The organism is Streptomyces zhihengii (genome assembly GCF_016919245.1).
Taxonomy (GTDB): domain Bacteria; phylum Actinomycetota; class Actinomycetes; order Streptomycetales; family Streptomycetaceae; genus Streptomyces; species Streptomyces zhihengii.
The window spans coordinates 5030821-5045000 of the sequence record NZ_JAFEJA010000001.1; the positions used below are offsets into that span (position 1 = coordinate 5030821).

General features: G+C 72.5%; 12 protein-coding genes and 1 rRNA gene (1 of these 13 running past the window's edge). 11 read left to right on the forward strand and 2 right to left on the reverse strand.

What is annotated here, in order from left to right; translation table 11 throughout:
- Positions 1–2 precede the first annotated feature (2 nt).
- Positions 3–1589 carry a DUF5719 family protein gene (locus tag JE024_RS21315; RefSeq protein WP_205375122.1) on the forward strand — a complete coding sequence of 529 codons (1587 nt, stop codon included), beginning with the start codon at positions 3–5 and terminating at the stop codon, positions 1587–1589.
- A gap of 41 nt (positions 1590–1630) precedes the next feature.
- Here JE024_RS21315 and JE024_RS21320 read toward each other — a convergent pair whose 3' ends face one another.
- On the reverse strand, positions 1631–2062 hold the full coding sequence (locus JE024_RS21320; protein ID WP_205375123.1) for a metallopeptidase family protein: 432 nt from the start codon (positions 2060–2062) through the stop codon (positions 1631–1633).
- Positions 2063–2333: 271 nt separating this feature from the next.
- On the opposite strand from JE024_RS21320, the gene JE024_RS21325 reads away from it, so the two are divergent.
- The 8 genes from JE024_RS21325 to JE024_RS21360 all read left to right on the forward strand — a co-directional run bounded on the left by JE024_RS21325 (position 2334) and on the right by JE024_RS21360 (position 11137).
- Positions 2334–2762: a DUF3499 domain-containing protein gene (locus JE024_RS21325; protein ID WP_205375124.1), complete on the forward strand. Its 429-nt coding sequence runs from the start codon at positions 2334–2336 to the stop codon at positions 2760–2762.
- Positions 2763–2952: 190 nt separating this feature from the next.
- On the forward strand, positions 2953–4320 hold the full coding sequence (locus tag JE024_RS21330) for a phosphomannomutase/phosphoglucomutase (protein ID WP_205375125.1): 1368 nt from the start codon (positions 2953–2955) through the stop codon (positions 4318–4320).
- 242 nt (positions 4321–4562) lie between these two features.
- Positions 4563–4745, forward strand: coding sequence for a Trm112 family protein (locus JE024_RS21335; RefSeq protein WP_187740756.1), 183 nt, complete (start codon positions 4563–4565; stop codon positions 4743–4745).
- A gap of 63 nt (positions 4746–4808) precedes the next feature.
- Positions 4809–5951 carry an SIS domain-containing protein gene (locus JE024_RS21340; protein ID WP_205375126.1) on the forward strand — a complete coding sequence of 381 codons (1143 nt, stop codon included), beginning with the start codon at positions 4809–4811 and terminating at the stop codon, positions 5949–5951.
- A gap of 319 nt (positions 5952–6270) precedes the next feature.
- Entirely contained in the window at positions 6271–7434 is a 1164-nt protein-coding gene (manA, locus tag JE024_RS21345) for a mannose-6-phosphate isomerase, class I (protein WP_205375127.1), read from the forward strand.
- A gap of 99 nt (positions 7435–7533) precedes the next feature.
- Positions 7534–8499, forward strand: coding sequence for a cation diffusion facilitator family transporter (locus tag JE024_RS21350; RefSeq protein ID WP_205375128.1), 966 nt, complete (start codon positions 7534–7536; stop codon positions 8497–8499).
- A 400-nt stretch (positions 8500–8899) separates the two neighbouring features.
- Positions 8900–10357, forward strand: coding sequence for an adenosylhomocysteinase (gene ahcY, locus JE024_RS21355; RefSeq protein ID WP_205375129.1), 1458 nt, complete (start codon positions 8900–8902; stop codon positions 10355–10357).
- 165 nt (positions 10358–10522) lie between these two features.
- Positions 10523–11137 carry a hypothetical protein gene (locus JE024_RS21360; RefSeq protein ID WP_205375130.1) on the forward strand — a complete coding sequence of 205 codons (615 nt, stop codon included), beginning with the start codon at positions 10523–10525 and terminating at the stop codon, positions 11135–11137.
- Positions 11138–11200: 63 nt separating this feature from the next.
- Here the strand turns inward: JE024_RS21360 and JE024_RS21365 are convergent, their stop codons facing one another.
- Positions 11201–12172, reverse strand: a complete 972-nt coding sequence (locus JE024_RS21365) for an RDD family protein (protein WP_205375131.1) — start codon at positions 12170–12172, stop codon at positions 11201–11203.
- Positions 12173–12297: 125 nt separating this feature from the next.
- On the opposite strand from JE024_RS21365, the gene JE024_RS21370 reads away from it, so the two are divergent.
- Together JE024_RS21370 and JE024_RS21375 are read left to right on the forward strand one after the other, a co-directional pair.
- Positions 12298–13305, forward strand: coding sequence for a stage II sporulation protein M (locus tag JE024_RS21370; RefSeq protein ID WP_205375132.1), 1008 nt, complete (start codon positions 12298–12300; stop codon positions 13303–13305).
- 686 nt (positions 13306–13991) lie between these two features.
- Positions 13992–14180 (forward strand): 16S ribosomal RNA (locus tag JE024_RS21375) (it continues 1337 nt past the right edge of the window).

The window sequence follows — 14180 nt, forward strand, 5'->3', positions numbered from 1 at the left end:
GAGTGAAGCGCACCACCATCTCCCTGATCGCGGTCGCCACCGCGCTGGCGGCGGTCACCGGCATCGCGTCGCTGACCTCGCCCGAAGGCGACGCGGCCCCGCAGAACAAGGCGGCGGCCCGGCTTCCGGTCGAACGCTCCAGCCTGATGTGCCCCGCGCCCAGCACGTCCGAACTGGCCGAGACGCTGTACACCTCCTTCACCCCCGCCGGCGCCGGGGGCGGCGGCGACGCCGAGAAGCCGACCGCCGAACTGCGCCCGTCCGCCTCCGTGTTGGCGGACACGGACGCGGCCCCCGCGAAGGACGACAAGGACGCCGACGCGGACAAGGACGCCGACGACGAGAAGGAGGCCGGGGACTCGGCCGCCGCCGCGCGGAAACCGGCTCCGGACAAGCCCGTTGTCGTCCTCGAAGCGCCCGGCAAGCCCGTCGCCGCCGATGCCGACGGCGGCGAGGCACCCGCCCTCGTGGGCACCGCGACCGGCGCGCTCGCACCCGGCTGGACCGCCCAGCAGACCACGACCGTCCCCGCGGGCGGCGGCCGCGGCCTGCTCGGCGTGAGCTGCACCGCCCCGGACACCGACTTCTGGTTCCCCGCCGCGTCCCTCGCGGAGCGGCGCCAGGACTACGTCCACCTCACCAACCCCGACGACACCAGCGCGGTCGCCGACATCGAGCTCTACGGCAAGGACGGCGAGCTCAAGAGCACCCTGAGCGAGGGCATCACCGTCCCGCCCGGCGGCACCGTGCCGGTGCTGCTGTCGACCCTCACCGCCGACAAGGCCGACGACGTCACCGTCCACGTCGCCACCCGCACGGGCCGCGTCGGCGCGGTCGTGCGCTCCGCCGACGAGACCGACGGCAGCGACTGGCTCGCGGCGTCCGCCGACCCCGCGGGTACCGCGGTCCTCCCCGGCATCCCGGCGGACGCGACCTCCGTCCAGCTCGTCGCCTTCGCGCCGGGCCAGGAGGACGCCGACCTCAAGGTCCAACTCGCCGGCCCCACCGGCACGATCACCCCGGCGGGCTTCGAGAAGCTCCGGGTGAAGTCGGGGATGACGGCCATGATCGACCTGAAGGACGTGACCAGGGGCGAGGCCGGGACGCTGATCCTCAGCCCCGCCGAGAAGGGCCGCGAGACCCCCGTCGTCGCCGCGCTGCGGGTGGTGCGGGGCAAGGGCGAGAAGAAGGAGGTCGCCTTCATCCCCGCCGCCGCGCCCGTGGGCGCGCGGGCGACCGTCGCCGACAACCGGGACAAGGGCTCGTTCCTCTCGCTCACCGCCCCCGGCAAGGCGGCGCAGGTCAAGGTGTCGGTGTCGGCGGGCACCCGCGGGGGCACCGCGGCGGTCAAGACGTACACCGTGAAGGCCGGCAGCACGCTCACCATCACCGCCCCCGTGCCCGAGGGGCTCCGCGGCACCTTCGCCCTGACCGTGCAGACGGTCTCCGGCGGCCCGGTCCACGGCTCGCGGATGCTGGAGGTCCCGGACGACGGCATCCCGATGTTCACCGTGCAGAACCTCTCCGACGACCGGGGGACGGTGTCCGTCCCGGTGGCGGAGCAGGACCTGTCGGTGCTCGACGACTGACCGCGCGCACCGGGGCCCGTCCACCGGGCCCCGGCGGGCCGTCAGTCCTGGCCGTACCGCGGATCGACCGACTCGGGCGAGAGCCCGAGCAGCTCGGCGACCTGCTCGACGACCACCTCGTGGACCAGCAGCGCCCGCTCGTCGCGGCTCTTCGTCCGGATCTCGACGGGCCGGCGGTAGACCATGATCCGCGCGGGGGCGTCCTTCCCCGCCGGTTCGGCGCTGCCCAGCGGCACCGAGTCGTCCACCGAGCGGGGCACCTCCAGGACGAGGAAGTCGACCTCGGCGAGCTCGGGCCAGCGCCGCTCCAGCCGCTCCACGGAGTCCAGGACCAGGTCCCGGAAGCTCTCGGCACGACTCGCGGCGAGCGGCACCTGCGGCGGCGCGACGGGCCCGCGCATGCCCCGGCCGTGGCGGTCGCGGCGGCGCGGTCTCGGCTCGCCCGGGGGCGGCGGTACGGGGCTGTCCTTCACTCACGCAGGGTAACTCTCCACGCCGTCCCGGTCCCGTCCGCCGGGCTCGGAGCGGTCGGCTTGTCGCCAGTTGAACGATCCGGCCAAGCTTGGGCTCGAATCCGCGTCCCCTCCGATCGGTGATCTCGTCACGAATGACCTCATTCGCCCCAAGTCGTGACCGTCCGGGGTGCGGTCGCCGTCCATGTGGTTCTCTTTCCGTGCAGGTCAGGCCAGTTGCCGGAACTGCCGAATTGTCGGACGCCGCAGCACGACACGGGGGAGTGACCTGGTGGAGAGTCGTCGCAGCCCGCTCAAGAGTGCGGTACCGTCCAACGTCGTGAGCCCTGTACGTCGATGTTCTCGCACCGCGTGCGGCCGCCCTGCCGTCGCGACACTGACGTACGTCTATGCCGACTCGACTGCGGTCCTCGGCCCGCTCGCCACCTACGCCGAGCCCCACTGCTACGACCTGTGCGCCGAGCACAGCGAGCGGCTGACCGCCCCGCGCGGCTGGGAGGTCGTGCGGCTCACCGACGGGTCCGGCCCCGCCCGCCCCAGCGGCGACGATCTCGAAGCCCTGGCGAACGCGGTCCGGGAGGCGGCACGCCCGCAGGGGCGCACCGCGGAGGCCGGCGGCCAGGGCGGACGCAGGCCGGCGGACCCGATGGAGGTCGCACGCCGCGGCCACCTGCGCGTGCTCCGCTCCCCGGACAACTGACCCTCCCTCCTCCCGCCGCACCGCACGCCGGCCCCAAGGCGCCCCGGAACACGCCCGGTTGACGCCGTGGCGCCCCGCCCGCACAGCCCGGCGGGCACCGCCGCCCGCCGGGGTCGCCGACCCGCCGTGGCGGCCGCGCGCCGTACGGGTACTTTGATGCGACTGCCGAGACTTCAGGAGGATTGGGCCCGTGGCTGCTGATCTGTCGCAGATCGTGAAGGCGTACGACGTCCGCGGCGTGGTGCCGGATCAGTGGGACGAGCGGACCGCCGAACTGTTCGGCGCCGCCTTCGTCCGGGTGACGGACGCCGGCGCGATCGTCGTCGGCCACGACATGCGGCCGTCCTCGCCCGGTCTGGCCGGGGCGTTCGCCCGCGGCGCCGCCGCGCTCGGCGCCGACGTCACCATGATCGGCCTCTGCTCCACCGACCAGCTCTACTTCGCCTCCGGCCGGCTCGGCCTGCCCGGCGCGATGTTCACCGCCTCGCACAACCCGGCGCGGTACAACGGCATCAAGATGTGCCGTGCCGGAGCCGCGCCCGTCGGCCAGGACACCGGTCTCGCCGACATCCGGGCGCTCGTCGAGGGCTGGACCGCCGACGGCGCCGCCCCGCTCCCCGCCGAGGTGCCCGGCACCGTCACCGAGCGGGAGACCCTGGACGACTACGCGGCCCACCTGCTGTCGCTGGTCGACCTCTCCGCGATGCGCCCCCTCAAGGTCGTCGTCGACGCGGGCAACGGCATGGGCGGCCACACCGTCCCCACCGTCCTGCGCTCCCTGCCGGTCACCCTGGTGCCGATGTACTTCGAGCTCGACGGCACCTTCCCCAACCACGAGGCCAACCCCCTCGACCCGGCCAACCTCGTCGACCTCCAGGCCCGGGTCCGCGAGGAGGGGGCCGACCTCGGCCTCGCCTTCGACGGCGACGCCGACCGCTGCTTCGTCGTCGACGAGCGCGGCGAGGGCGTCTCCCCGTCCGCCGTCACCGCCCTCGTGGCCCGCCGCGAACTGGCCAAGCACCCCGGCGGCACGGTGATCCACAACCTGATCACCTCCTGGTCCGTCCCCGAGGTCGTCCGCGAACACGGCGGCAACCCCGTCCGCACCCGCGTGGGGCACTCCTTCATCAAGGAGGAGATGGCCCGCACCGGCGCCGTCTTCGGCGGCGAGCACTCCGCCCACTACTACTTCCGCGACTTCTGGAACGCCGACACCGGCATGCTCGCGGCGCTCCACGTCCTCGCCGCCCTCGGCGCCCAGCCGGAGCCGCTGTCCGCGCTCGTCGAGGAGTACGACCGCTACGCGGCGTCCGGGGAGATCAACTCCGAGGTCGACGACCAGGCGGCCCGCGCCGCCGCCGTCCGCGCGGCCTTCGCCGGCCGCGACGGCGCGGGCACCGACGAGCTCGACGGGCTCACCGTCACGGCCGCCGACTGGTGGTTCAACCTGCGCGCCTCCAACACGGAGCCGCTGCTGCGCCTCAACGTCGAGGCGCGCGACGAGGCGACCATGGCCAAGATCCGCGACGAGGTCCTCGCGCTGGTGCGCGGCGCCTGACCCGGCCCCCGGCGGGCCCCACGGGGCCCTCCGCACGGTCCCGCCGGGGCGGCGCGCACCCGGCCCGGCGGGCCCCCGGGCACGCTCCGGAACGCAACCCCCGGCACCCCCGCCCAGAACGAGCCGCACCCCACCGCCCGGCGGTAGGCTGACGAGGCCCGATCCGTACGACCACGACCGCGCGACCGGCCCGGGAACACCGCCCGGACGGCCCGCGACCGCCCCGAAGGGACACCGCTGTCATGCCGCTCGAAGCCGGCCTCCTGGAGATCCTCGCCTGCCCGGCGTGCCACGCCCCCCTCGACGACCGCTCGTCGGCGGACACCCCGGAGCTGATCTGCACCGGCACCGACTGCGGCCTGGCCTACCCCGTCCGGGACGGCATCCCGGTCCTCCTGGTCGACGAGGCACGCCGGCCCGCCTGACGCGGCCGGAGACAACCACACACCGACCCCCTCGCACGCGTACGGCGATCGGAGGCCAACCCCATGCTCGACGAGTCGCTCCTCGACGCGCCGGACGCTCTCGCACGCATCGACCACAGAGGGCTCCTGCGGGGAGCCGCCGAGGCAGGGGCACGCGTGCGCACCGCCGCCCGGCACGCGTCCGAGGCGGGCATCGCGTCCCTCACCCCCGAGGGACGGCCGAGGACGGTCCTGGTGGCCGGCCCCGGCACCGCGGCGGTCGGCGTCGCCGACCTCATCGGCGCCCTGGCCGGCGCGTCCGCCCCCGTCATCGCGCTGCGGCCCACGGGCGTGGCGCACGCCGCCGGCGCCCTGCGCTGGACGCTGCCGGGCTGGGCCGGCTCCCTCGACCTGCTGCTCGTCGCCACCACCGACGGCAGCGAGCCCGGCCTCGCGCTCCTCGTCGAGCAGGCCCACCGGCGCGGGTGCTCCGTCGTCGCCGTCACCCCCGGCGCCTCCCCGCTCTCCGAGGCCGTCGAGGGCGCCCACGGCCTCGTGGTGCCCATGGCCACCTCGCCCTACGAGCTGTACGAGGAGGGGCAGGCGGCGAGCCCCAGCGCGCTCTGGGCGCTGTTCACCCCGCTCCTCGCGCTCCTCGACCGGGTCGGCCTCCTCGAAGCGCCCCCGGAGGCGCTCGACAAGGTCGCCGACCGGCTCGACCGCGCCGCCGAACGCTGCGGGCCCGCCATCGCCACCTACAGCAACCCGGCCAAGACCCTCGCCGCCGAACTCGCCGACAGCCTCCCGCTGATCTGGACCGAGGGCGTCGGAGCGGCCCCCGCCGGCCGCCGGTTCGCCGCCGTGCTCGCCGAACTCGCCGGACGCCCCGCCCTCGCCGCCGAACTGCCCGAGGCACTGCCGGCACACGGCGTGCTGCTGGTCGGCGACTTCGCGGCCGGTGCCGACCCCGACGACTTCTTCCGCGACCGGGTCGAGGAGCGGCAGGCGCTCAGGGCCCGCGTCGTCCTGCTGCGCGACCGTCCGGCGGGCGGCCTGACGGCCGCACCCGCCGCGCGCGAGCTGGCCCTCGGCCACGACACCCCCGTCAGCGAACTCGAACCGGAGGAGGGCAGCGAGCTGGAGTGCATCGCCGAACTGCTCGCCGTCACCGACTTCGCCGCCGTCTACCTCTCGCTGGCCGAGGCGGGCGGCGCCGAACCGTCGTAGCGGGAACCACCGCCCCGCGCCCGACGCCGTGCGCGGGGCCCCCGCACGCGCCCCGTCCCGTACCGCCCACCGTTTCCCTCCCGTTCCGTTCCGTCCCGTACAGTCCGGGCGGATCCCCACCGCACCGGCCGTCCCGCCTGCCCGGACCCGTCCGCCCTCACGGCGGCACGGCAGGGCCGGGGCAGGGCGACCGGGGCCGGGGGAGGGACGACCGAGCCCGCCCCCGAAGAACCGAGCCCGCCGCGGAACAACCGGGCCCGCCGCAGAGCGACGCGGCACGACCGGGCCCCCCGCAGAACGACCGAGGAAGAACAGGACCATGGACCGCCTCGACAACACCGTGCGCCCCTACGCCTGGGGGTCCACGACCGCCATCCCGGAACTGCTCGGCACCGCCCCCACCGGCGAACCGCAGGCCGAGATGTGGATGGGCGCCCACCCCGGAGCACCGTCCGGGACCGACCGCGGCACCCTCGACCAAGTGATCGCCGCCGACCCCGAGGGCGAGCTCGGCCAGGCGGCCGTCGGCGCCTTCGGGCCCCGGCTGCCCTTCCTGCTGAAGCTCCTCGCGGCCGGCGCACCGCTCTCCCTCCAGGTCCACCCCGACCTGGCACAGGCCGCCGAGGGCCACGCGGCCGAGGAGGCCGCAGGCGTCCCCGCCGACGCCCCGCACCGCAACTACAAGGACGCCAACCACAAGCCCGAACTCGTCTGCGCCCTCACGCCGTTCGACGGCCTGTGCGGCTTCCGGCCGCCGGTGGAGGCCGCCGACCTGCTCGCCGGCCTCGACGTCGACTCCCTCAAGCCCTACGTGGACCTGCTCCACGCGCACCCCGAGGAAGCGGCGCTGCGCGAGGTGCTCACCGCCCTGCTGAGCGCGGACCGCGACGAGATGGCCGCCACCGTCACCGAGGCCGCGGCCGCCGCCGAACGTCTCGGCGGCCCCTACGCCCCGTACGCCTCGATCGCCCGGCACTACCCCGGTGACCCGGGCGTGGTCGCCGCCATGCTCCTCAACCACGTGCGACTCCAGCCCGGCGAGGCGCTCTTCCTCGGCGCCGGCGTCCCGCACGCCTACCTCGACGGCCTGGCCGTCGAGATCATGGCCAACTCGGACAACGTCCTGCGGTGCGGACTGACCCCCAAGCACGTCGACGTCCCCGAACTGCTGCGCATCGTCCGCTTCGAGTCGACCGAGCCGGGCGTGCTGCGCCCCGAGGTCTCGCCCACCGGCGAGGAGGTCTACGACACCCCGACCGACGAGTTCCGCCTCTCCCGCTACGTCCTCGCCCCCGGCTCCGAGGCACGCGACCTGACGGCCTTCGGACCGCAGATCCTGCTGTGCACCGCGGGCGGGGTCACGGCGGGCGAACTCCCCCTCACCCCAGGCCAGTCGGTGTTCGTCCCGGCGGGCGAGCAGGTGTCCGTGACGGGCACGGACGGCCGCTCCGGGACACTCTTCCGGGCGACCGTGACGGCCTGAGACGGGGCGGTCCGCCGGTGCTGCAACAATGGCGCACCGCAATGGCCGGGCCGGGACCTCCGGGCGACCGATGTCAGTACGAAGGGACACCCCGAACTCATGAGCGCGTCAGGCGGAACCAAGGCCATCGTGGCCGCGTTGTTGGCCAACCTCTCGATCGCGGTGGCGAAGTTCGTGGCGTTCATCTTCAGCGGTTCGTCCTCGATGCTCGCGGAGAGCGTCCACTCGCTCGCCGACTCGGGCAACCAGGGACTGCTGCTGCTCGGCGGCAAGAAGGCGCAGCGCGAAGCCACCCCCCAGCACCCCTTCGGGTACGGGCGTGAGCGCTACATCTACGCCTTCCTCGTCTCGATCGTCCTGTTCTCCGTCGGCGGCATGTTCGCCATCTACGAGGGCTACGAGAAGATCCGCCACCCGCACGAGATCACGGCCTGGTACTGGCCCGTCGGCGTCCTCGTCTTCGCGATCATCGCCGAGACCTTCTCCTTCCGGACGGCGATCAAGGAGTCCAACACCCTGCGCGGCAAGCTGACCTGGTCGCAGTTCGTGCGCCGGGCGAAGGCCCCCGAACTCCCCGTGGTCCTGCTGGAGGACCTGGGCGCGCTCGTCGGTCTGATCCTGGCCCTCGGCGGCGTCGGCCTCGCCCTGCTCACCGGCGACGGCGTCTGGGACGGCATCGGCACCCTGTGCATCGGCATCCTGCTCATCGTGATCGCCATCGTGCTCGCGGCCGAGACCAAGTCGCTGCTGCTGGGCGAGGCGGCCGGGCTCGACGACATCGAGAAGATCAAGGACGCCACCGTCGACGGCGAGACCGTCACCCGGATCATCCACATGCGCACGCTCCACCTGGGCCCCGAGGAACTGCTCGTCGCCGCCAAGGTGGCCGTCCGGAAGAACGAGACGGCCCAGGAGGTGGCCTCCGCCATCAACGCCGCCGAGGAGCGCATCCGCGCGGCCGTGCCGATCGCCCGGGTCATCTACCTGGAGCCGGACATCTACAGCGAGGCGGCGGCCGCCGCCGGAACCAACCCCGGCAAGGCCCCCGGCGGTCAGGAGCACTGACCTCCGGCCCGGCACGGCGAAGGCCCCCGACCCCACCGGGCGGGGGCCTTCGCCGTGCCCGCCGCCCCACGTCGCCCGACCCCGTGCCGCGCGCGCCGGGCTCTTGGCCGTCGCCGCGCAGGACCGCCGCACGACCCGGGCCCGGCCCGTCGGCGAGCGGGACAACGGCCGGATCCGGCCCCTGCTGACTGGGGCGGCCCGAGCCGATCGGTGTAGATTCGACACCGGAGTCAGACGTCGCTGCTGATGGCGGTCGGGCGGTCCGCGAAGGCACGGGGACCGGCCGAGGGAGAGAGGGCCTCCGACGGACTGTCCTGCCGATGCCCGGGCATTCGTATGCCCAGGCCGCAGCAGTGCCAGCCCATCCACCTCGACCCGAACCACACGAGGAGCAGTTCGCATGTCGACTCGTCCCACCGGCCAGGACTTCAAGGTCGCCGACCTCTCCCTCGCGGCCTTCGGCCGCAAGGAGATCACGCTCGCCGAACACGAGATGCCCGGCCTGATGTCGATCCGCAAGGAGTACGCGGCCGCCCAGCCCCTGGCCGGCGCCCGGATCACCGGCTCGCTGCACATGACCGTGCAGACCGCCGTCCTCATCGAGACCCTGGTCGCCCTCGGCGCCGACGTCCGCTGGGCCTCCTGCAACATCTTCTCCACCCAGGACCACGCCGCCGCCGCCATCGCGGTCGGCCCGGAGGGCACCCCCGAGAACCCGCAGGGCGTCCCCGTCTTCGCCTGGAAGGGCGAGACGCTGGAGGAGTACTGGTGGTGCACCGAGCAGGCGCTGACCTGGCCGGACACCGCCACCGGCGGCCCCAACATGATCCTCGACGACGGCGGTGACGCCACCCTGCTGGTGCACAAGGGCGTCGAGTTCGAGAAGGCCGGCGCGGCCCCGGACCCGTCCACCGCGGACAGCGAGGAGTACGGCCACATCCTGCGCCTGCTCAACCGCACCCTCTCCGAGAACCCGCAGAAGTGGACGCAGCTGGCGTCCGAGATCCGCGGTGTCACGGAGGAGACCACGACCGGTGTCCACCGTCTCTACGAGATGCACCGCGACGGCACCCTCCTGTTCCCGGCGATCAACGTCAACGACGCCGTCACCAAGTCGAAGTTCGACAACAAGTACGGATGCCGCCACTCGCTGATCGACGGCATCAACCGGGCCACCGACGTCCTCATCGGCGGCAAGACCGCCGTCGTGTGCGGCTACGGCGACGTGGGCAAGGGCTGCGCCGAGTCCCTGCGCGGCCAGGGCGCCCGGGTGATCATCACGGAGATCGACCCCATCTGCGCCCTCCAGGCGGCGATGGACGGCTACCAGGTCACCACCCTGGACGAGGTCGTCGAGACGGCCGACATCTTCGTCACCACCACCGGCAACAAGGACATCATCATGGCCTCCGACATGGCCAGGATGAAGCACCAGGCGATCGTCGGGAACATCGGCCACTTCGACAACGAGATCGACATGGCCGGCCTCGCCCAGCTCCCCGGCGTCGTCAAGGACGAGGTCAAGCCGCAGGTCCACACCTGGACGTTCCCCGACGGCAAGGTCCTCATCGTGCTGTCCGAGGGCCGCCTGCTGAACCTGGGCAACGCGACCGGCCACCCCTCCTTCGTGATGTCCAACTCGTTCGCGGACCAGACGCTGGCCCAGATCGAGCTGTTCACCAAGCCGCAGGAGTACCCGACCGACGTCTACGTGCTGCCCAAGCACCTCGACGAGAAGGTCGCCCGACTCCACCTCGACTCCCTGGGAGTCAAGCTCACCACCCTGCGTCCCGAGCAGGCGGACTACATCGGCGTGAAGGTCGAGGGCCCCTACAAGTCCGACCACTACCGCTACTGATCACGCCCGCCACCGCCGGCCGACACCGGCGCTGGACGTGACACCGGTACCAGGCAGGCCCCCGCACCCCCGTGTCGGGGGCCTGCCCCGTACCTCCCGAACGGCTCCGGCCGGCCGAGGCCGCCCCCTCACCGCCGAGCCTCACCGCGCAAGGACCCACGCCCCATGCCACGCGGCCGATATTCGCTCCACGATCCGCACGATCACACCCCCCTCGGTGACGAGCACTTCCACTGCGCCCCCGGGCCTTCCGGATGGCGCTATGTCTCCCGCACGGTCGGCCCCTCCGGACAGCAGACCGGCACCGTCGACCTGGCCGTCGACGAGCTCGGCCGCCCCATCCGGCTCGAACTGCACACGGCCGACTGGCAGGTCCGCGGCGCCGCGCTGGACGGCGTCACCTGGGTCCGGACCGACTCGTCGGGTGTGCACGCCGACGAAGGCACCGCACGCGCCCATGCCTTCACCGGCACTTCCCCCGCCTTCCTCGTGGCCACCGCCCGGCTGCTGCGGCTCACCCCTGGCTCACCGGCGACCCGCGTACGCCTGGTCGCCTTCACGGACCCCGTCCTCGCACCCCGTCACGTCGACCAGTCCTGGGCCCTGATGAACAGTGAAGCGCACGCCACTGACAACGGCCTCCTCGTCGTGGACGAGTACCAGGTCAGCGCACTCGACACGGGGGAGCGGCACACCGTGCACATCGCCGGGGACGTCGTCCTCGCGGCCCCCGGCATCGAGCTGGAGGACCTCGACGACCCGCCCAACGTCTTCCCCTGACGGGTATCCCCCGACCGGGCCCGGCCGGGACGGCGGGGTGACTGATCAGGAGGCCCGCAGGGGCTACGCGGGAGGCGCGAATCCGGTGGCGCCGGACGGCGTGGCCGTCGTCCCGGCCTCGGCAGGGGCGATCGGAGCAGCAGGGGCAGGGTCAGGGGCAGGTGCGACCGGCGTGGCGCCCGGCCCGGCCCCGGAGCCGCCCTCGGAGGGGCGGGCTTGCGAGGCGCGGGCCGCTCCGGCGTCGTGACCGCCGCCAGGGGCTGCGGTCCCGCCCTGCGCCCGGGCCGCGGCGAACGCCCGACGGGCGTCCCGCGCCTGCCGCTCGTTGAGCACCGCCGCCAGATAGGCCGCCGGCGGAACACCGTGAGGCGCGGGCGCCCCCGTACGCGCGACCAGATCGTCGGCCAGCCGGTGGGCCATCGACCAGCTCACCCCCGCGTCCAACTGCCCCATCCGCGTCAGGTACTGGCGTATCGCGAGCCACAGACCGTCCGGCACCCCCGACAGGTCCAGCTCACGGAACCGCCCGACCAGCCAGAACGGCGGAGGCGGCACGGCCAGTGAGCCCCGCTGCACGGGCACCCGCTCACGCACCACCAGCGTCCCCGCGAAGACGTCGCCGACGCGCCGCCCACGCTCGGAGACCAGCGACGCGATGCAGGCGATCACCCCGAAGGACAGCAGGATCTCGACGACGGACATCGCCCCGCGCACCAGCGCGTGACGGAACCGGATCGGCCCGCCGTCGTCCCTGACCACCCGGAGCCCGCACGCCATCTTCCCCAGCGAGCGGCCGTGGCTCAGCGTCTCCACGACGATCGGCCCACCGACCAGCACCAGCAGGAACGTGGCGATCGACACCGCCATGACCGCCGCCTCGTCCAGTGCCGCCGTCGCCACGGCCAGCCCGACCGACACCAGCAGGTACGCCGTCCACACCACGACCAGGTCGATCACGACGGCGAGCGCCCGACTCGGCAGCCTCGCCGGATGCAGTCCGAGGACGACCGCGTCCCCCGTCACAAGCCCGCTCACCGCAGCCACCCCTCCCTTGCCGGACCTTCCCTGCCCCTCGCACCGCCCAGTCTGCCAAGCTGACCCGCAGCGCGCCCCAGTAGTACGGACCCGTACGCACCCAGCTCCCGGAGCAGCAGCCGACCATGGACCTCGACGTCTTCGTGACCGCCCACCGTGCCGAATGGGACCGCCTCGAACACCTGCTGGGCAGGGGCAGGCATCTCACCGGCGCCGAAGCGGACGAACTGGTGGCGCTGTACCAGCGCACGGCCGGGCACCTCTCCCACATCCAGTCCAGCGCGCCCGACCCCATGCTGGTGGGCCGCCTCACCCAGCTCGTCGCCCGGGCGCGGGCCACCGTGACCGGCACCAGGCGCGCCGGATGGAAGGACGCGGTCACCTTCCTGACCGCGGGATTTCCCGCCGCGGTCTACCGCTCGCGCCACTGGTGGATACCGACGGCCGTGCTCTCCACCTTGCTGGCGGCCGTCATCGGCTGGTGGATCGGCACCCATCCCGAGGTCCAGGCCGCGATCGCGGCTCCCGACGAGCTCCGCAGGCTGACCGAGCCGGGTGGTGAGTACGAGACGTACTACTCGAGCCACCCCGCGGCCTCGTCCGCCGCACAGGTGTGGACCAACAACGCGCAGGCGGCCGCAATGTGCCTGACGCTCGGCGCCTTCCTCTGCCTGCCGGTCATCTGGGTCCTCTTCCTCAATGTGCTCAACCTCGGCATCGGCATCGGACTGATGGCGTCGGCCGGCCGCCTCGACACCTTCCTCGGACTGGTCCTCCCGCACGGGCTCCTGGAGCTCACCGCCGTCTTCGTCGCCGCGGGCACGGGCCTGCGCCTCGGCTGGACGGTCATCGATCCCGGTCCGCAGACCAGACGAGCGGCCCTGGCCCAGCGCGGACGCGCCGCGATCGGCATGGCGATCGGCCTGGCCGTGGTGCTCTTCGTGTCCGGGGTGATCGAGGGATTCGTGACGCCGTCGGGCCTGCCGACCTGGGCGCGCATCGCCATCGGCATCGTCGCCGAGCTGCTGTTTCTCGCGTACGTCTACGTCCTGGGAGGGCGTGCGGCACGAGCCGGGGAGGCGGGCGATGTGGAGGAGGCCGACCGCGGCGCCGAGCTGCCCACCGCCGCGTGACACCACCGATGTGCATCGGGTGTCCGCGAGCTGCTAGTCTCCTCTTCGCCCACAGGACCGTTGACACGGCGCCCGTGGGGAGGTAGATTCTAACGGTTGCCTCGGACTGGACATGTTCGAGCAAGAACATTTAGAGTGCATCTCGCTCCGATCGGAATTCGATTCGTCGGGGCCATCCTCCGAAGATTTATCCGGGACCTCGCGCCGATGAGTTCGACGCGAAAATGTTCTGATAAAGTCGGAATCGCTGGAAAAGAAAACGCGAAAGCGGATTCCTTGAAAGCACTCCCGCCGACCGGGAATCAGGCCCGAAAGAGTCTGATAGAGTCGGAACCGCCGGAAGGGAAGAAAAGCCCGGAAAGCGCCGAGGAAATCGGGTCGGAAAGATCTGATAGAGTCGGAAACGCAAGACCGAAGGGAAGCGCCCGGAGGAAAGCCCGAGAGGGTGAGTACAAAGGAAGCGTCCGTTCCTTGAGAACTCAACAGCGTGCCAAAAATCAACGCCAGATATGTTGATACCCCGTCCATCCGGTTCGGATGGTCGAGGTTCCTTTGAAAAAGACCTGTCCGGTCCACCTTCTGTGTGGGTGCGGGCAGGCGACACAGCGAGGACGCTGTGAACGGTGGGGCTTATTCCGCCCGACCGTTCCGCTCTAAGTGGTGTTCAACCGGATTACCGGTAAACATTCATGGAGAGTTTGATCCTGGCTCAGGACGAACGCTGGCGGCGTGCTTAACACATGCAAGTCGAACGATGAAGCCCTTCGGGGTGGATTAGTGGCGAACGGGTGAGTAACACGTGGGCAATCTGCCCTGCACTCTGGGACAAGCCCTGGAAACGGGGTCTAATACCGGATAACACCCGCCGAGGCATC

Excerpts from the sequence above, each read along its gene's own strand:
- JE024_RS21335 (WP_187740756.1), top strand. The coding sequence starts at position 4,563 with ATGCCGCTCGAAGCCGGCCTCCTGGAGATCCTCGCCTGCCCGGCGTGC.
- JE024_RS21340 (WP_205375126.1), top strand. The coding sequence starts at position 4,809 with ATGCTCGACGAGTCGCTCCTCGACGCGCCGGACGCTCTCGCACGCATC.
- manA (WP_205375127.1), top strand. The coding sequence starts at position 6,271 with ATGGACCGCCTCGACAACACCGTGCGCCCCTACGCCTGGGGGTCCACG.
- JE024_RS21350 (WP_205375128.1), top strand. The coding sequence starts at position 7,534 with ATGAGCGCGTCAGGCGGAACCAAGGCCATCGTGGCCGCGTTGTTGGCC.
- ahcY (WP_205375129.1), top strand. The coding sequence starts at position 8,900 with ATGTCGACTCGTCCCACCGGCCAGGACTTCAAGGTCGCCGACCTCTCC.
- JE024_RS21360 (WP_205375130.1), top strand. The coding sequence starts at position 10,523 with ATGCCACGCGGCCGATATTCGCTCCACGATCCGCACGATCACACCCCC.
- JE024_RS21370 (WP_205375132.1), top strand. The coding sequence starts at position 12,298 with ATGGACCTCGACGTCTTCGTGACCGCCCACCGTGCCGAATGGGACCGC.